Here is a 17,785-nt window from a genome sequence, read left to right as displayed (position 1 = left end):
AGGATGCGCAGTGCGGGATCGCGCGCCCACGAGCCGTATTCGAGCAGCGGCACCACCGACACCCCCGTGTTCTGCCGCACGAGTTCGACGATCACTTCGAGCGAGTTCAGTTCGAGGAATTCGTTGACGGCGAGCCGGTTGTGGCGCAGTGCGCGATCGATCAGTGCGCCGGTCCGCTGGGCGCGGTCGAAGCGCAGGAACGGCCGGCTGCGCAGCAGTTCGGCGGCGTTGGCGGGCGCAGTCTCCCGGCTACCGACGGCGACGAGCGGCTCCGCATAGAGCGGCGTCCAGTTGAGGCTCGCGGGCGTCTTCCCCGCCATCTCGACGATCACCGCCGCGTCGATCTCGCCCGCCTCCACTTGCGGCGCGAGCGCGAGCGCCTTGCCGGTGAAGAGCCGCACGTCGAGGCTCGGATATTGCACCTTCAGGTCCGTCACGACCGAGGCGAGCGCGCCCATCGCCGAATCGACCGCGCCGACCGAAATCGAGCCGGCGATTTCATCGTCGAGACCGGTGCGCCGCATGCTGTCGTAGAGCGCGACCAGGCGCTCCGCTTGCGGGAGGATCTGCATGCCGATGCTCGTCAGCCGGTTCGTGCGGCCGACGCGGTCGAAGAGCGGCCGTTTCAGGTCGTCTTCGAGTGTTTGCATCTGCATGCTGACGGCCGCCTGCGTCAGCGCGACTTTTTCGGCGGCGGCGGCAAACGAGCCGTAGCGCGCCACCGCGATGAAGGTGCGAAGAAAACGGATATTGCTCATGGGTTTGCGCGCGGCTCCCGGCCCGGTTCCGGTCGATGGATCAGGTTTTCTTAAGTCTCAGTTCAGAAATTATATATTTTCTTATTTCAGCCGGGTGTAGCGTTTGAAGAATTCCAGCGGCTTCGGGGCCGGCCATTCGCCGGTCGCGACGTCCAGGTGAACGAAGTCCGATACGACGTGCTCCGCGAGAGCCCGCTTTTTTTGTCGACCTACGCAACAGGGAGTGCTTCCGATGAGCACCGTCTTACCCGCAGCAGGCGCCTCCGCCGACCGTGAGCGCGAAGTTCTCAGAAGCCTTTCCGGCCGACGAGCGATCGTGGTATCGACCATCGGCAACGCGCTCGAATGGTTCGACTTCATGGTCTACGGCTTCTTCGCCGTCATCATCTCCAGGCTCTACTTTCCCGCCACCAGTCCGACGATATCGCTGCTCGCCACCTGGGCGACCTTCGGCGTCGGCTTCCTGACGCGCCCGCTCGGCGGCATCGTGCTCGGTGCCGTCGCCGATCGGGTCGGCCGCAAATCGGCGCTTACGCTGACCATTTCGCTAATGGCCGTCGGCATCGCGTTCATCGCCTTTGCGCCGACCTATCAGGCGATCGGCATCGCCGCGCCGATCCTGATGCTGATCGGCCGGCTGATCCAGGGCTTCTCGGCGGGTGGCGAAGTCGGCTGCGCGACCGCGTTTCTCGTCGAATACGCGCCGGCCAACCGGCGCGGCTATTTCGGCAGCTATCAGATGGTCGCGCAGGCAATCGGCAGCTTGTTCGGGTCGCTGTTCGGCGCCGTGCTGACGCGTTCGCTCAGTCCCGAGCACCTGAACGGCTGGGGATGGCGCATTCCGTTCGTGGTCGGGCTGCTGATCGTGCCGGTCGGGCTCTACCTGCGCTCGAAACTCGATGAATCGCCGGTGTTCGTCGAGAAGAGCCACAACAACGAACTGACCTCGACGCCGATCCGCGACACCGCGACCAAGCACTGGGTGCAAGTCGCGGCGGGCTTCGGGCTGACGGTGTTCGGCACGATCGGCACGTACATCTTCCTGCTGTACCTGCCGACGCACGCGACGCGCGTGCTGCACATGTCGCTCACCGACGGCCTGATCAGTTCGTCGATCGGCGCGTTCATCTACCTGTTGTGCTGCCCGATCGCGGGCGCGCTTTCCGACCGAGTCGGCCGCAAGAAGCTGATGGCGACGGCGCTGGTGATGTCGCTGGTCACGGCCTATCCGATCTTCGCGGTGCTGACCGCGCATCCGAGCCTGCCGATGCTGATCGCGTGCCAGGCGCTCCTGATGCTCTATCTCAGTACGTTTCAGGGCTGCTATCCGGCGTTCATCTCGGAGTTGCTGCCGTCCAGCATCCGCTCGACCGGCATTTCGGTGAGCTACAACGTCGCCGTGATGATCTTCGGCGGCTTCGCGCCGGCCATCGTCCAGTGGCTGACGATGACGACCGGCGACGCGCTCTCGATCTGCTATTACGTGATCTTCGGGAGCGCGGTGGCGTTGGCGACTTTGCTGCCGTTGAAGGATCGTTACAGCGACGCGCTGCGGTAGCTCGACGGAGGCGGCTCGGAAGGGCGTGCCGTTCAGGCGGCACGTTTAAGTTTGCGTTAAGAAAACCCGCATAGTCTGCTTCTTGACGTACAGCGAATCCCCTCTTCCGGCCGCTTCGGCGGCTGTCTTTTTTTGGTTCACGCGATGAAAACGATCTGGCGGCTTTGCTTGGTAAGCATCGTTCTGGTCGCGTTCGTTGCAGTTGGAGCAGGATTGCTGTCGATCGTCGCGAGACTGTTTTTGGGGTAGTCGAGGGGACGATCAACCCTCAAGAAACTTCCCCAGCAAGCGCCGGAACTCATCAAACTCCGCCTTGGAAAATTTGCCGAGCCGCGCATTGAGCACTTCCGGCGCGATATCCGGAATCCTGTCGGCGACTTCCCGCCCCTTCGCGGTCAAGAGCAAATTCACCACCCGCCGGTCCTCGACGCTACGCTCTCTCCCGAGCAGCCCCTTCCCTTCGAGCTTGTCGAGCATTCGCGTCATGAGGCCTGTATCGATGCCCAGCAACTTCGACAATTCAAATGGCGTAGTCGCGTTGCCGCGCATCAACGAGAGCAAAATGCCCATCTGCTGCCCGGTGATGTCGAGGTCTTTCAACGCGAGGTCCATTTCCATCAGCATCAGATTGCGCGCCTTGTTGAGAAGGAACCCGACGCTGTGCGTGAGCTTGAAATTGTCCCGGGTGTAATGCTTCATCGTAGTGCCCCCTGTGATGGCGGACACTATATTTGACTCATCAGATACTATCAAGCGGACGCGCGCGGTTTTCTATTCGGCGCTAGCCTGCACCCGTTCGGCGAGTTTCGCGTCGTAGCTCGAATGGACGTGGACCCGCTTCTTCGTCGGATATGCATACGCATACGCCTTGCGCAGCGCAAGCGACGCTTCATGGAAGCCGGAGAGAATCAGCTTCTGCTTGTTCGGATAGTTCGCGATATCGCCGACCGCGAAGATGCCGGGCCGCGACGACTCGTAATTCGAAGTATCGACTTCGACGCGCCCCGCCCGGATATCGAGCCCCCAGTTCGCGATCGGCCCCAGATCCGCGACGAGACCATAGAGCACGACGACCATGTCGGCAGCCAGCTCGCTCGTGCCCTCGACGTGCTTGATCGACACCGAGCGCAGCGTGCCCTCCGGCGCATCGAGCCCGGCGATCATGCCGACGACGAAATCCATCTCGCCCGCCGCGACCGCGCGCTTCATACTGTCCACCGACGACGCGGTCGCGCTGAAACCATTGCGACGATGCACCAGCGTGAGACGCTTCGCCACGTTGCGAAGCGCGAGTGCCCAGTCGAGCGCGGAGTCGCCGCCGCCCGCGACGATCACGTTCCGGTCGGCGAAATCGGCGAGCTTCGCGACGCTGTAGAACACATGGCGTTCTTCCAGCGCCGCGGCCTCGGGAAGCATCAGGCGTTGCGGAAGAAAGGCGCCGTTGCCGGCCGCCAGCAGGATCGCGGCGGCATCGAGCACCATGCCTTGTTGGGTGCGAACGGTCCAGCGGCCGTCGTCGCGTTGTGTCACATCCATCACGCGCTGGTCGAGATGAATCGGCACCTCGAACGGGTGGCACTGCTGCATCAGGCGCTCGACGAGTTCGCGCGCCGTGCAGGAGGGAATCGCGGGGATGTCGTAGATCGGCTTGTCGGGATACAGCTCGATGCACTGGCCGCCCACGCGCGCGAGCGAATCGACGATCTGGCACGAGAGGCCGATCACACCCGCCTCGAATGCGGCGAACAGACCGACAGGACCGGCGCCGACGATCAGCACGTCGGTCTGGATGGGCGCGGCTTCGGGCGCAGTGGGGATGGGATTGGCATCGGATTGCATTCGCTGTACCTGGACTTTGATCAAGCCCAAGATACAGAAACGCTCCCGCGCGGGCAACGATAACACCGCACGCGGTGTGGACGAGCGGCGCTGGCGATCAGTGCGCCCCGGCACCCGCGTAGTACGTGGCGGCCGCATCGATCTCGTCCGGCGTCATGTTGCGCGCGACGTTGCGCATCTGCTCGTTGATGTCGTTGGCGCGCGCGCCGGTGGCGAACGCCTGCAATTGCGCCTTCGTATACGCGGCCGGCAGGCCGTCGAGCCACGGGCTGCCCGCCTTGTTGTCGATGCCGCCATGGCACGCCGCACAAGGCGCGATGTTGCGCATCGGCGCGCCGTGCGCCACGATCGCCGGCATGTTCGCGGTGCTCACGCGGCGCTGCGCCGGCGGCTGCGGAAGGCTCGCGTAGTACGCGGCCAGGTCGCGCATGTCCTGGTCGCTCAGGTTCCTCGCCATCGGCGACATCACCGCGTTATTGCGCGCGCCATGCTGGAAATCGAGCAACTGCTTGTAGATCACGACCGCATACTGTCCCGCGAGATTCGGCGAGTTCGCGTCGCTCATGCCGCGCTCGCCGTGACACATCGTGCATCGCAGCGCGAGCGTCGCGCCGCGTCCGACCGAATTGCTGCTCGGGTTCGCAAGCAGTTGCGGCGTCACCTGGACCTGGCTCAGGCGCACCTTCGAAACCACCGGCGTCCCGCCGCCGAGCCATTGCTGCGGCACGCCGGCGGCGCTGCAGATCGCGTTCCAGATGCCCTGGAACGGCGCGTCGCTCTGCGCGGACGGCAGCCACACGAACCCGACCACCGCCGACACCGCCGCCAGCCCGACCGTCGCGGCGACGCTCGTCCTGAACCACGGATTCCGAAGCGAGAAAAGGCGTTCGTCGCTCATCGCTGCGCTCCAATGGGAACGGCGGGCACGGACGTCTCCGAGCGCGTCATCAGCTGCGCGATCGGAAAGCCGTAGTTGACGAGCGTGAGGCCGATCATCAACGCGAGCCACAGCGCGAAGCCGTTGAGCGCGACGGGAATCGTCCGCGGCTCATGCACGGCCATGCTGAAGCGAAACTCCTCGGGCACGATGCGCACGCCGCGATGCCCGCGGATCAGGACGATGAAGAACAGGATCGCCGATACGACGAGTATGAATCCGCCGATTACCGAGAGAATGACCGAGAAGGCCTGCGCCGCGATCTCCGGGTTCGAGTAGTCGTAGAAAGCCATGCGCCGCGGCATGCCGAGAATGCCCGCGTAGTGCCACGGGAACGTCAGTACGATCATGCCGATGAACCACAGCCACAGTTGCGCGCGCATCAGCTTGATGCTCGTGAGCGCGCGGCCCGTGAGATGCGGCCACAGGTCGTAGGCGATCGCGAAGTACATGATCACGATCGCGCCCGCGAAGATCAGATGAAAGTGGCCGGTGATCCACTGCGTATTGTGGATCGTCGAATCCAGTTGATAACTCATGTTGATGAGGCCGCCCGCGCCGCCGAAGCCGAGCATCACGAACGAGAACGCAAGCGCGAGCATCATCGGGTTGTGCCACGGCAATGCGCCGATCCAGCCGAGCGCGCCTTTGCCACCGCGCAGGCGTGCCGCGATCTCGACCGACGCGCAGATCGTGAACACGGTGAGCAGCGTCGGCACCGCGACGAGCGCGGTGAACACCGATTGCATGAACTTGAAGCCCGAGCCGACTTGCGGATCGGCGAAGAGATGGTGAATGCCGATCGGCATCGACACGACGAGGAACAGGATGAACGAGATGCGCGCCATCGAATCGCTGTAGAGACGCCCACCGATCGCGCGCGGGATGATCGTGTAGTACGCGATGTAGGCCGGCATCAGCCAGAAGTAGACGATCGCGTGCAGCGTCCACGAGAAGAACACGCGGGCGAGCCCCGCGTCGATCGTGCTCTTCAGGCCGAGCGCAACCGGCAAGATCTGGAACAGGATTTCGAGCGCGGCGCCGACCGCCGTCCACCCCCACAGATACGCACCGGCGACGGTCGCGAACATCGCGAGCGGCACGGGGCGCCCGGGGTTCTCCCGCTTCCATGCGTGCAGGTTCACCGACATCAGCGCAACCCAGATCCACGATCCGACCACCACCAGCACGACGCCGATGTAGTAGAACACGCTGCCGATCATCGGCGGATAGAACGTATAGAGCACCGACGCGAGGCCCATCGCCACCGGCACCATCGCGACGACCGCACCGACCGCGACCAGCGCGAAGCCGAGCCACGCCCAGGTGAGTCCGATCAGCGTCCGCTTGAGCGCAAGCTCGCTGACCGCATAGCCGAAGCCCATCGCGATCAGGGTCGGGAACACATAGCCCATCGCCGTGCCGTGCGCGGTGACCGAGCGGTAATAGATCTCGGCGTCCTGCAGCCACGGGTGCAGCGGGCTGCGCACGTACATCTGCCAGGCGCCGAGCAGGAGCGCGATGCCGAATGCCGCGAACGCCAGCCAGAAATGCGCGAGAACGAGTCGCTTGCTATTTAACACAGCTCAACCTCCGCGAAGTCGCCGGCAGGCCCGCTGCCATCTGCATGAAGTCCGCCTTGTCGACCACCTTGACGTGCGCCCACATGCCCTGGTGGCCCACTCCGCAGAATTCGTGACACGGCATCAGGTGCTCGCCCGGTTTGTCGAAGGTGGTCTTGAAGGTGGCGATGTAGCCCGGTTCGAGCATCGAGTTGATGTTCGTGTTGGTGATCAGGAAACCATGAACGACATCCGAACTCGTCGCGCGGAACGTGATCGGCGTGCCGGCGGGAACCAGCAGGCATTGCGGCGTGAACGAATACTGCTGCGCGACGATGCGCACCGTCACCGATCCATCCGGTTCCACGGCGCTGCCGAGGTTGCTCTCGACGAATTCACCCGATACGTGCAGCGTCTCCGGCCTCACCGTCTCCACGCGCGACGGCGGCATCATCGCCCAGTGCAGGCCGGTGAAGATCGTCATCGCGACGAGCACCGTGACGATCGCGACGACGACGATTGCCCAGCGCTTCTCTACGCGTTCGGCGACATCGTGTGAAGCGGAGTTCATGGCCATGTGCGCCGCCTCACTGGATCACGCCGCGAGGCAGGAACACGAGGAAGTAGAACGCGAACCAGAGGCCCACGACGATCGCCGTCGCGATGCTCGCAAGCGCGATCGCACCGTTCGGCCCGCTCGCGACGATCTCGTCGACGGCGGCTTCGTCGCTTGCGTCCCTTCCGGTGGGTGGCTTCTCCATCACGTCCTCAATAAAGTGGTGCCGAGCGCAGTTCGTTCACTTCCTTGACGGTCACGGGCGCGCCGTGATTGCCCCACGCCGTGCGGATATAGGTGACGACGGCCGCAACCTCGACATCCGACAGTGCCTGCGCGAACGGCGGCATGCCGTAGGGCATCGGGTTCTTGAAGGTGCCCGGCGGATAGCCGCCGTTCAGCACCATGCGGATCGGGTTGACGGCGGAGTTCATCTCGATCGACTGATTGTTCGCGAGCGGCGGGAAGTGCGGCACCTTGCCCTGGCCTTGCGCCGCGTGGCACACCGCGCATTGCGCGTCGTAGACCTTCTTGCCGAGCGGCGCGAGATCGTTGCGCGCTTCGGTGACGGCGGCGCTCGGCGGCTCGGCCTTGTCGCCCGAGCGTTGCGGCAGCGCCTTCAGATAGACCGCCATCGCGCGCACGTCGTCTTCGGTCAGGTACATCAGGCTGTTGTAGACCACCTCGGCCATCGGCCCGTACACCGCGCCACGGTTCGAGATGCCCGCGTGCAGCAGGCCGACGATGTCCTCGATGCTCCAGTCGCCGAGACCCGCTTCCTTGTTCGACGTCAGCGACGGCGCGTACCAGTTCTGCAGCGGTATCAGCCCGCCCTCGAACGCCTTCGACGCCACATTGCCGCCCAGCGCGTTGATCGCGGTGTGGCACATCGCGCAGTGCCCGAGGCCCTCGACGAGATACGCGCCGCGATTCCAATCGGCCGGCTGCTTCGGATCAGGTTGATACTCACCCTCCCGGAAGAAAAGCGAACGCCAGCCGATCAGCAACTGGCGCTTGTTGAACGGAAAGCGCAATTCGTGCGGACGGTTCGGCTGATGCACCGCCGTCGTGGACATCAGGTACGCGTAGATCGCATCGGAATCCGCACGCGTGACCTTCGTGTAAGAGCCGAACGGCATCGCGGGATAGAGCAGCGAGCCATCGCGCGACTTGCCGGTGTGCATCATCGAGTAGAACTCGGCGGCGGTCCATTTGCCGATGCCGGTTTCCTTGTCGGAGGAAATATTCGGCGTGTAGAGCGTGCCGAAAGGCGTGTCCATCGGACGGCCGCCGCCGAAGACCTTGCCCGCCGGCAACGTGTGGCACGCGACGCAATCGCCCGCGCGAGCAAGATATTCGCCCCGCGCGACGACGCTCGCATCGCCCTTCGGCGCGCTGGCCTGCGCGCCCGCGTCAGCGATCAGCGCGCAAGCTACCGCAATGGCGCAACCCGTCCTGACGAGGAGCAGGGTGGAAAGCGCCTTGAGGTGTCGGAGACTGAGCACGTCGAATCCTCAGCTAGTTGGGCACGCTGCCGCAAGCGAGCGGCATCTTGAGTGAACCGGCGGCAACAGGCACCGGATTGGCCGGCGCGGGCAGCGACGCGAGAAACGCAGCGATCGCCGTGATGTCGCGATCGCTCAGTTGCGAGGCCACCTTCTTCATGCAGTCGGGCGCCAGCGCGCTGCGCGTGCCGTAGCGCCACGCGCCGAGTTGCGCACTGAGGTAGTCGGCATGCAGGCCGAGCAGCCCGGGAATGGCGGGCTCCATGCCGGTCATCGCCGCCGCATGGCACGCGACGCACGCGGGCACCTTGCGCGACGGATCGCCATTCGTGACGAGCGCACGGCCGAGCGCGAGCGTCTTTGCATCGACGGTGACGGCACCGGGCGGCGGAAACGGAGGACGCTCTGCGGCGAAATAATCCGCGATCTGATGCAGATAGGCGTCGGGCAGGTACGCGAGCAGGTAGTTCATCGGCGGATACTTGCGCCGGCCGTCGCGAAACGCCTGTAGCTGATTGTAGAGATAGCCGGCCGGCTTGCCGGAGAGGCGGGGGAAGTAATCGTTGTCGGTGCCTTCGCCCCGCGCGCCGTGACAGGACGCGCATCCGAGCACGCGCGCTGCCATCGTGTCGGGGGCGCGCTCGGTCGCCGCGTCCGCACAGAAGGCATTCATGCTGAAAAACGCGAGGAGCGCGAAGAGGAAAAAAGCGCTGCGTCTTCCCACGTATCCCCCGTTTCGATTTGCCATGTTCGATCCGTTGCGCAGATTGGATCGTGACGATCCGGCAACAGGCGTTCTTGAAGGCGATGCGAAAAGCGATTACGGGTGCGGCTGGTGCTACTGATGTTACAAGACTAGCGGGAAATTGCCAGCATCAATGCTGCAATCGACGATCCGATCATTGCGCAAGCACGACGAAATAAAGACGCTGGCGTGCCGCACTTGAACAATCAATAACACTTTTTTGATCCGGGGAACAATGATCGAAGTCAATATTTCGCCGGGCTATCACTGAGCATTTTCAATTTGAATTGCCGGCCTTGCGCTCGGCCATTGCGATCATTTCAGGCCAAGCCGTTTCGCCAGCCGGTTCAGATTGGCGCGGTCCATGCTCAAGTCGCGCGCGGCCGATGCCCAGTTCTGGTTGCTGCGCGCGAGCGCGTCGAGGAGAAGCGTTCGTTCGAACGCGCTCACCGCGCCGCGAAAATCCTTCTGCTCGGGCTCGGGCGCCGCGGCCCGCTCCACTTGCACGCGCGCTTCCTGCCCGTCCGACAAACCGAAATCGGCGGCGTGCAGCGTGAGAATGCGCGGCCGCTCGCGATGCGCCGCGAGCGCCTTCAGCGCCGTGCGTCCGACCAGGTGTTCCAGTTCGCGCACGTTGCCGGGCCACGCATAGCCGAGCAGCGCGGCCTGCGCATCGGCGGCGAGACGCAGGCTCTGCAGGCCGAGCCGCCAGCGGTTTTCTTCGAGGAAGTAGCCGGCGAGCAGCAGCACGTCGCGCCCGCGTTCACGCAGCGGCGGCACCACGAGCGGATACACGCTCAGCCGATGATAGAAGTCCGCGCGAAAGCGCCCCTCCCGCACCTCGTGCGCGAGATCGCGATTGGTCGCCGCGATGAGCCGCACGTCGACCGTGTGTTCGCTGTCCGAGCCGATGCGCTGTAGCTGGCCGTTCTGCAGCACGCGCAAGAGCTTTGCCTGCACGGCGAGCGACAGTTCGCCCACCTCGTCGAGAAAGAGCGTGCCGCCGTCCGCGAGTTCGAACTTGCCGCGCCGGTCCGCCGACGCGCCTGAAAACGCCCCGCGCACATGCCCGAACAGTTCGCTCTCGACGAGCGTATCGGGCAGCGCCGCGCAGTTCAGGCTGATGAGCGGCTTGCCGGCGCGCGGCGACTGCGCGTGGATCGCGCTCGCGACCAGTTCCTTGCCGACGCCGGTCTCGCCGGTGACGAGCACCGTCAGATCGCTCTTCGCGACGATCGCGATCTCGTCCAGCAGGCGATGGTGCTGCTTGCCCGCGCCGATCATCTCGCGCCGGCTCGGTCCGCTCGCCTGCCGGTACGCTTCGGCGCGCTCATGCTCTTCCACGCTCGTGCGCGCGAGCGTATCGATGCGCTCGACCACGCTCACGGTAGCCGCCGCGAGACTCAGGAAAGCCTGCAGCGAAGCCATGTCGACGCTGTCGAAGCGCGCCGGATCGAGCGCGTCGAGCGTGAGCAGCCCCCACGGCCGGCCGCCGATAAAGAGCGGGCATCCGAGGCAGTCGTGCACTTCGAGTTCGCCCGAGACGCCCTTCACGAGCCCATCGTAAGGATCGGGCAGGTCCGAATCCGCCGCGAAGCGCGTCGGTTCCGGCTGTGCGAGCAACTGCGCGAAGCGCGGATGCTCGCTCACGCGAAAGCGCCGGCCAAGCGTGTCGCTCGTGAGGCCGTCGATGGCGAGCGGCACGAGCGTGTCGCCATCGAGGCGCAGCAGCGCGGTCGCATCGCTTGGAACGAGCGCGCGCAGGCTTTGCAGCAGCCGCCGATAGCGCTCCGTGTCGGGCAGGTCGCGCGACAGGTCCTGCATCAGCGGCACGAGCGCGTCGAGCAACGCTTTCGCAGTCGTATTGACTTCATATCGAGTCGTATTGACCAGAGTCGAATCGACCATCACTCGTTGTAATCCATTGATTTTATTGAAATAGCTAACTGGCACGAATCGTGGATAGATAAGCCCGCCAATGCCCACCAGGGCATCAACTCACGCGAGGAACCATCACAATGCTCTCACCCGAACACCGTGCGATCGTCAAGGCAACCGTTCCCCTTCTCGAAAGCGGCGGCGAGGCCCTCACCCGGCATTTCTACGCCATGATGCTTGCCGAGCACCCCGAAGTGCGCCCGCTCTTCAACCAGGCGCATCAGGCGAGCGGCTCGCAGCAACGCGCGCTCGCGAACGGCGTGCTGATGTACGCGCGCCACATCGACCAGCTCGAAAAGCTCGGCGGCCTCGTCTCGCAGATCATCAACAAGCACGTCGCGCTGAACATCCTGCCGGAGCATTATCCGATTGTTGGCGGCTGCCTGCTCAGGGCAATCCGCGAAGTGCTGGGCGCGGAGATCGCGACCGATGCCGTGATCGAGGCGTGGGCCGCCGCCTACAACCAGCTCGCCGACATCCTGATCGGGCTGGAGGAAAATATCTACAGCGAGAAGGAAGCGGCGCCGGGCGGATGGCGCGGCACGCGCGTGTTCCGTGTCGCGCGCAAGGTCGAGGAGAGCGACGAGATCACGTCGTTCTATTTTCGCCCCGAGGACGGCGGCGCGTTGCTCGACTTCCATCCGGGCCAGTACATCGGCTTGCGCGTGTTCATCGACGGCGAGGAGACGAGGCGCAACTATTCGCTCTCGGCGGCGCCGAACGGGCGCGAGTATCGCATCAGCGTGAAGCGCGAGCCGAACGGCAAGGTCTCGAATCACCTGCACGCGAACGTGCACGAGAACGACACGCTGGAACTCTTCGCGCCGTCCGGCGACTTCAGGCTCGAACACAACGACAAGCCGCTCGTGCTGATCAGCGGCGGTGTGGGCATCACGCCGACGCTCGCGATGCTGCAGGCCGCGCTCGCCACGAAGCGCCCGGTGCATTTCATCCACGCGGCGCGTCACGGCGGCGTGCACGCGTTCCGCCATGCCATCGACGCGCTGGCCGAACGTCATCCGCAGCTCCAGCGCTTCTATTGCTACGAGCATCGCCGCGACGAGGACGATCACGCCCACGGCTTCGGCCATCTGGACGAGGCGCGGCTGCATCAGTGGCTTCCCGAAACCCGCGACGTGGATGCGTACTTCCTCGGGCCGGTAGCGTTCATGAAGGCCGTGAAGAAGCACCTGAAGGCGCTCGGCGTGCCGGACTCGCAGAGCCGCTATGAGTTTTTCGGGCCGGCATCGGCGCTGGAATGATGTATTGGTGAAATGGGGACGCGTTCTTCGGAGCGCGTTTTTCCAGGCGACGAAGCATGCTCCACTGGTCACCTCGAATTAGCCGAAATCGGCTCTTTTCAGAAGCCACTCCGAAGCCTAATCTTCCTTCTGTCGCGTCAAACCTGACGCACCAGTCAACCTGATCAAAGAGGAATCGACCATGGAATCCCGTCTCGACTTTTACAAGGCCAATCCGAACGCAATCAAGGCGATGCTCGGCCTGGAAGAACGCATCGGCAAGTCCGCGCTGGAAAAATCGCTGGTCGAACTGGTGCGCCTGCGCGCCTCGCAGATCAACGGCTGTGCGTTCTGCGTCGACATGCACTCGACCGATGCGCGCAAGGGCGGTGAGACGGAGCGTCGGCTCGCGACGGTCGTCGTGTGGCGCGAAACGCCGTTCTTCACCGATCGCGAGCGTGCCGCGCTGGAGTGGACGGAAGCGCTGACACTGGTCTCGCAAGAACACGTTCCCGACGCCGTGTGGACCGCCGTGAAGCCGCATTTCAGCGACGAGGAAATCGTCGATTTGACGCTGCTCGTCTCGGCGATCAACAGCTGGAACCGTTTTTCGATCGCGTTTCGCAAAGTGCCCGGCTGAACGTCTAAAGGAGCGGTGATGAATCTGAATTCCAGGTTACGCAACGCCGCCGTCCTGCTCGCGACGACCCTCGCGGTCGTTGGCGCGCAGGCTGCGCACGCGCACGACGCAAGTAACGCAACTGACCCGGGCGCGGAAAAAGTAACGCCTGTCATGAAGCAGGCGATTCCCGAGGCGGCCGGCAAGAACGTCCTGATCGCGACGGTCGCCTACAAGCCGGGCCAGGCATCGGAGCCGCACATGCACCCCGGTTCGATCTTCGCGTACGTGCTCGAAGGCCACGTGACATCGCAACTCGAAGGCTCGCCCGCGAAGACCTACGGCCCCGGTGAATCGTGGTACGAAGCGCCGGGTGCGCATCATGTCGTGTCGCGCAATGCGAGCAGGACGAAGCCTGCGAAGCTGCTGGTATTTGCGGTCGTCGGCGAGAGTGATCCGGTCAAGCTGCCGATTCCGCATTGATGTAGTGCGCTCAGGCTTCCATGGAACTTGCTTTGAAACCCAACGAACCCGCCCCTGTCTACGTTGTGCCGCCCGGAAAACACCAGCCGTCCGGCCATTCCGCGCTGTTCAATCTCGGCTTCAGGCCCTTCTACTTGCTCGGCGCGGCGTGCGCGGCAATCGCGCTCGTCGTATGGCTGCTGGTGCTCGGCGGCGTCCCTTTGACCGGCGGCTACCTGATGCGAATCAACCCGGTCGGATGGCACGCCCACGAGATGGTGTTCGGCTTCGCGGCGTCGATCGTCGCCGGCTTTCTGCTGACCGCCGTGCGCGCATGGACCGGACGCGACACCGTCAAGGGCGCTCCGCTCGCCGCTCTCGCCGCGCTGTGGCTCGTTGCGCGCGTGCTCGTATGGAGCGGTCCCGCCGTGCCCGCGGCCATCGTCGACAGCGCCTTTCTGCCCATCGCGGCGCTGGTCCTGTTGCGCGTCCTGGTCAAGGCGGGCAACCGGCGCAACTACTTCCTGGTGCCGGTGCTGATGTCGTTCGGCGCGCTTGACGCCGCCTTCCACTTCTTCACGATCGGCGGACGCGCCGATCTCGCGATGCGCTGCCTCTACGCGGCGGCAGGGATCGTCGTGCTGCTCGTCAGCGTGATCGCCGGACGCGTCCTCCCGATGTTCACCGCCAATGCGATCCCCGGTTTCGTCGCGCGCAGATGGCGGCCGGTCGAGCTAGCGGTCGCGCCCGTCACCGCGCTCGCGCTCTTCGCCGATGCCGCGGGAATCGATTCGCGCATCGTCGGCGTGCTCGCGATCGTCGCGTGCGCGACGCATGTGGCCCGGCTCATCGGATGGCGTTCGTATCTCGTGCGCCGCCCGCCGATCCTCGCGGTGCTGCATCTCGCGTACGCGTGGATTCCGCTCGGCTTCGCGCTGCTCGCATTGAGCGCCGCGGGCCATGCGCCGCATACGCTTGCGATGCACGCGTTCACGGCGGGCGTGATCGGCGGCGCGATCATCGCGATGATCACGCGTACCGCGCGCGGACACACCGGTCTTCCACTCGTCGCCGATCTGCGCGATATCTCCAGCTATGCACTTGTCATGGCGGGCTCGGCGTTGCGCGTGTTCGGCCCGCTCGTGGCACCGCAGTTCTACATGGTGTGGATCTGGAGCGCGGGCGCGTGCTGGACGCTCGGCTTCGCAATCTATGTGGCGGCCTATGCGCGGCCACTGTGCCGGCCTCGCGCCGATGGCAAGCCGGGTTGAATCACCCGAGGACAAACAAACGCGCCCTCCCTTCGCGGGGTAGCCCTGCAATCCCCCGAATAAACGCAGCCTCCCTCCTCGCGATGGGTTTCCCGCGCCTACCTCAAGCGGCGACACTTCGTCATCGGTTCAACGACCGGTACCCGCGAAATATCTGGAGGAAAGCATGAGCGCAAGCGTCAATCTGGTTTCGAAACTGACAGCATCGTCCGCGCAAACCAGCATCGACGACCCGAACATGCCGACGTGAACAACGCCTGGCTTCCAGCAACGCTCGTATAAACGAGCGAGGAGACCACCCCCCGGCAGCAGCGAAAACGCGTATCGAACGAGCGGCAGGCCAACCGCCGGATAACGCGTGCTCCGATAAGAAAACGGGCGACATGCCGGGTCGCCCGCCTCGTCCTGCCTCCGTTGCTTCTCGCGCTCAGCGCACCTTCCCATTCTTCCACGCCGACAGCAACTCGTCGTATTTCACTGTCTCGCCCTTCGGCTTCTCATTGGCGAGCTTCTTCCACGGCGCGTGCTGGTCCGACAGCCACTTTGACGGATCGCTCTCCGCGTTCAGTTGCGGCGCACAGACCTTCATGCCCGCGCGCTGCAAACGAGCCAGCACCTGATCCATTTCCTTCGCGAGATTGTCCATCGCGGCCTGCGGCGTCTTCTCGCCGGCAACCGCCGTCGCGACGTTCTTCCACCAGAGTTGCGCCATCTTCGGATAGTCGGGCACGTTGTTGCCGGTCGGCGTCCACGCGACGCGCGCCGGGCTGCGATAGAACTCGATCAGGCCGCCGTACTTGTCCGCGTTCTTCGTGAAGTAGTCGCTATGCACGTCCGAATCGCGGATGAACGTGAGGCCGACGATCGACTTCTTCAGCGACACGCTCTTCGATGTCACGAACTGCGCATAGAGCCATGCGGCCGCGCGCTGGTTGGCGGGCGTCGACTTGAAGAACGTCCACGAACCCACGTCCTGATAGCCGTTCTGCATGCCATCCTTCCAGTACGGACCATGCGGCGACGGCGCCATGCGCCACTTCGGCGTGCCGTCCGCATTGGTCACGTTGCCGGGCTTGAGCATCGAAGCGGTGAACGCGCTGTACCAGAAGATCTGCTGTGCGATCTTGCCTTGCGCGGGCACCGGGCCGGCTTCGTTGAAGGTCATGCCCGACGCCTCCGGCGGCGCATATTTCTTCAGCCAGTCGATGTACTTCGTGGTCGCGTAGACAGCCGCCGGACTGTTCGTGCCGCCGCCGCGCGAGACCGACGCGCCCACCGCATGACAGCCGTCCGGCGTCACGCGAATGCCCCATTCGTCGACTGGCAATCCGTTTGGAATGCCCTTGTCGGCTTCGCCGGCCATCGAGAGCCACGCATCGGTGAAGCGCCAGCCGAGCGACGGGTCCTTCTTGCCGTAGTCCATGTGACCGAAGACTTTTTCGCCGTCGATGGTCTTGACGTCGTTCGTGAAGAAGTCGGCGATGTCCTCGTAGGCGCTCCAGTTCACCGGCACGCCGAGGTCATAGCCGTACTTCGCCTTGAACTTGTCCTGCAGGTCCTTGCGTGCGAACCAGTCGGCGCGGAACCAGTAGAGGTTCGCGAACTGCTGGTCAGGCAACTGGTAGAGCTTCTTGTCGGGCGCGGTCGTGAAACTCGTGCCGATGAAGTCCTTGATGTCGAGGCCCGGATTCGTGAACGCCTTGCCCTCGCCTTCCATGTAGTCGGACAGCGGGACGATCACCCCATAGCGATAATGCGTGCCGATCAGGTCCGAGTCCGAGATCCAGCCGTCGTATATGCTCTGGCCGGATTGCATCGAGGTCTGCAATTTCTCGACGACGTCGCCCTCCTGGATGATGTCGTGCTTGACCTGGATGCCGGTGATTTCCGCGAACGCCTTGGCGAGCGTCTTCGATTCGTACATGTGCGTGTCGAGCGTTTCCGATACGACGTGCACCTCCTTCACGCCCTGCGACTTGAGCTTGGCGGCGGTGTCGATGAACCACTTCATCTCGTCCATCTGCTGCTGCTTCGAGAGCGTGCTCGGCTGGAACTCGCTGTCGACCCATTTTTGCGCCGCTGCGGTGTCGGCGAGGGCTGCGTGGCTTGCCAGCGTACCCGCGAAGATGCTTCCGACTGCAAGTGCGACGATCCGTCTCCTGTGTTTCATGGTCTTCTCCTCACTTTCTGTCTCCCCCTTGGATCATCTGCCGGGTCGCGTTCGGGGTAGTAACGGAACCGATGGTGGTCGCTGGCGCTTGGGGTTGGGGTTGGGGTTGGGGTTGGGTTTGGGGTGGGTTGGGTTGGGTTGGGGTTACACCGTTTGATGCGCTTGTGCTTCTATGGAACTTGTTTTCTTAGTGGTTTATTTGCTCTGCCCCTGTCCGGGGCGGGACTCACTTTCTTTGCTGCTGCAAAGAAAGTAAGCAAAGAAAGCAGCTTCCCACCGCCAATCCTTGCCATGCGCCTCCAGACCGCTCCCTCGGAGTGGTCCAACCGGGGGAGTGTCGTTAGCAGGGTTTCATCGTTGTTGGCACCTAGGAGAGGCTCGGGCATCGCACCACCATACAAAGTGGACCAGCAGTCATACATCCAGCCTCGCGCTACGCGCTCACCCGTCAGGTAAAACAGAAACCCATCGCCACATCGCTCGTTCGTGCTTGCTGCAAGCTTCAATTCACCGCTTAGCGAACCTGTCGTCGGGCACGAAGTGCCATGACGGATGTATGACTGCTGTTCCACTCCGCGCAGCGGTGCGACGTGCGCGCCTTTTCTACATGCCAACAACGATGAA

Annotated in this window: 17 protein-coding genes; 6 read left to right on the top strand and 11 right to left on the bottom strand. The window is 63.9% G+C overall.

The window, feature by feature from the left end; all coding sequences use genetic code 11:
* Positions 1–758, bottom strand: a 758-nt coding sequence (locus tag AWB68_RS36260; RefSeq protein ID WP_087649061.1) for a LysR substrate-binding domain-containing protein, incomplete at its 3' end; no start/stop codon positions are given.
* A gap of 232 nt (positions 759–990) precedes the next feature.
* Between AWB68_RS36260 and AWB68_RS36255 the strand changes: the two genes are divergently transcribed.
* Positions 991–2,316 carry an MFS transporter gene (locus tag AWB68_RS36255; protein ID WP_087649060.1) on the top strand — a complete coding sequence of 442 codons (1,326 nt, stop codon included), beginning with the start codon at positions 991–993 and terminating at the stop codon, positions 2,314–2,316.
* Positions 2,317–2,577: 261 nt separating this feature from the next.
* Here AWB68_RS36255 and AWB68_RS36250 read toward each other — a convergent pair whose 3' ends face one another.
* The 8 genes from AWB68_RS36250 to AWB68_RS36215 form a co-directional block, all read right to left on the bottom strand.
* On the bottom strand, positions 2,578–3,015 hold the full coding sequence (locus tag AWB68_RS36250) for a MarR family winged helix-turn-helix transcriptional regulator (RefSeq protein WP_087649059.1): 438 nt from the start codon (positions 3,013–3,015) through the stop codon (positions 2,578–2,580).
* Positions 3,016–3,087: 72 nt separating this feature from the next.
* Complete coding sequence (locus tag AWB68_RS36245) at positions 3,088–4,155, bottom strand: NAD(P)/FAD-dependent oxidoreductase (RefSeq protein ID WP_087649058.1); 1,068 nt, start codon at positions 4,153–4,155, stop codon at positions 3,088–3,090.
* A gap of 97 nt (positions 4,156–4,252) precedes the next feature.
* The gene (locus AWB68_RS36240) at positions 4,253–5,053 is read right to left on the bottom strand and encodes a c-type cytochrome (RefSeq protein WP_087649057.1); all 801 of its coding nucleotides are present in this window, start codon (positions 5,051–5,053) and stop codon (positions 4,253–4,255) included.
* Positions 5,050–6,675 (bottom strand): b(o/a)3-type cytochrome-c oxidase subunit 1, encoded by a 1,626-nt coding sequence (locus AWB68_RS36235; protein WP_087649056.1) that lies wholly within the window; start codon positions 6,673–6,675, stop codon positions 5,050–5,052. The genes AWB68_RS36240 and AWB68_RS36235 overlap by 4 nt, the downstream gene beginning before the upstream one ends.
* Positions 6,665–7,231, bottom strand: coding sequence for a cupredoxin domain-containing protein (locus AWB68_RS36230; RefSeq protein WP_087649063.1), 567 nt, complete (start codon positions 7,229–7,231; stop codon positions 6,665–6,667). Before AWB68_RS36230 ends, AWB68_RS36235 begins: the two co-directional genes overlap by 11 nt.
* Positions 7,232–7,241: 10 nt before the next feature.
* Positions 7,242–7,415 carry a hypothetical protein gene (locus AWB68_RS49060; protein ID WP_087649055.1) on the bottom strand — a complete coding sequence of 58 codons (174 nt, stop codon included), beginning with the start codon at positions 7,413–7,415 and terminating at the stop codon, positions 7,242–7,244.
* Positions 7,416–7,422: 7 nt separating this feature from the next.
* Positions 7,423–8,715 carry a c-type cytochrome gene (locus tag AWB68_RS36220; RefSeq protein ID WP_087649054.1) on the bottom strand — a complete coding sequence of 431 codons (1,293 nt, stop codon included), beginning with the start codon at positions 8,713–8,715 and terminating at the stop codon, positions 7,423–7,425.
* Between the two features lie 13 nt (positions 8,716–8,728).
* A complete protein-coding gene (locus AWB68_RS36215) occupies positions 8,729–9,388 on the bottom strand; it encodes a c-type cytochrome (RefSeq protein WP_087649062.1) in 660 nt (219 codons plus the stop codon).
* Between AWB68_RS36215 and AWB68_RS48490 the strand changes: the two genes are divergently transcribed.
* Positions 9,387–9,560, top strand: a complete 174-nt coding sequence (locus AWB68_RS48490; RefSeq protein WP_160110133.1) for a hypothetical protein — start codon at positions 9,387–9,389, stop codon at positions 9,558–9,560. The genes AWB68_RS36215 and AWB68_RS48490 overlap by 2 nt on opposite strands.
* Before the next feature lie 215 nt (positions 9,561–9,775).
* Here AWB68_RS48490 and norR read toward each other — a convergent pair whose 3' ends face one another.
* Positions 9,776–11,368, bottom strand: coding sequence for a nitric oxide reductase transcriptional regulator NorR (gene norR / locus AWB68_RS36210; RefSeq protein WP_087649053.1), 1,593 nt, complete (start codon positions 11,366–11,368; stop codon positions 9,776–9,778).
* Between the two features lie 110 nt (positions 11,369–11,478).
* Between norR and hmpA the strand changes: the two genes are divergently transcribed.
* The 4 genes from hmpA (at position 11,479) to AWB68_RS36190 (ending at position 14,991) form a co-directional block, all read left to right on the top strand.
* Positions 11,479–12,660 (top strand): NO-inducible flavohemoprotein, encoded by a 1,182-nt coding sequence (gene hmpA / locus AWB68_RS36205; RefSeq protein ID WP_087649052.1) that lies wholly within the window; start codon positions 11,479–11,481, stop codon positions 12,658–12,660.
* Positions 12,661–12,841: 181 nt separating this feature from the next.
* A complete protein-coding gene (locus AWB68_RS36200; RefSeq protein ID WP_087649051.1) occupies positions 12,842–13,279 on the top strand; it encodes a carboxymuconolactone decarboxylase family protein in 438 nt (145 codons plus the stop codon).
* 18 nt (positions 13,280–13,297) lie between these two features.
* Complete coding sequence (locus AWB68_RS36195) at positions 13,298–13,741, top strand: cupin domain-containing protein (protein ID WP_087649050.1); 444 nt, start codon at positions 13,298–13,300, stop codon at positions 13,739–13,741.
* Between the two features lie 20 nt (positions 13,742–13,761).
* The gene (locus AWB68_RS36190) at positions 13,762–14,991 is read left to right on the top strand and encodes an NnrS family protein (RefSeq protein ID WP_087649049.1); all 1,230 of its coding nucleotides are present in this window, start codon (positions 13,762–13,764) and stop codon (positions 14,989–14,991) included.
* Between the two features lie 427 nt (positions 14,992–15,418).
* On the opposite strand, the gene AWB68_RS36185 is transcribed toward AWB68_RS36190, so the two are convergent.
* Complete coding sequence (locus AWB68_RS36185) at positions 15,419–17,161, bottom strand: ABC transporter substrate-binding protein (RefSeq protein WP_087649048.1); 1,743 nt, start codon at positions 17,159–17,161, stop codon at positions 15,419–15,421.
* Positions 17,162–17,785 lie beyond the last annotated feature (624 nt).

The sequence above is a fragment of the Caballeronia choica genome (assembly GCF_001544535.1).
Taxonomy (GTDB): domain Bacteria; phylum Pseudomonadota; class Gammaproteobacteria; order Burkholderiales; family Burkholderiaceae; genus Caballeronia; species Caballeronia choica.
Note: the sequence above shows the minus strand (reverse complement) of the source record. Positions and strands in the feature narration are given on the sequence as shown.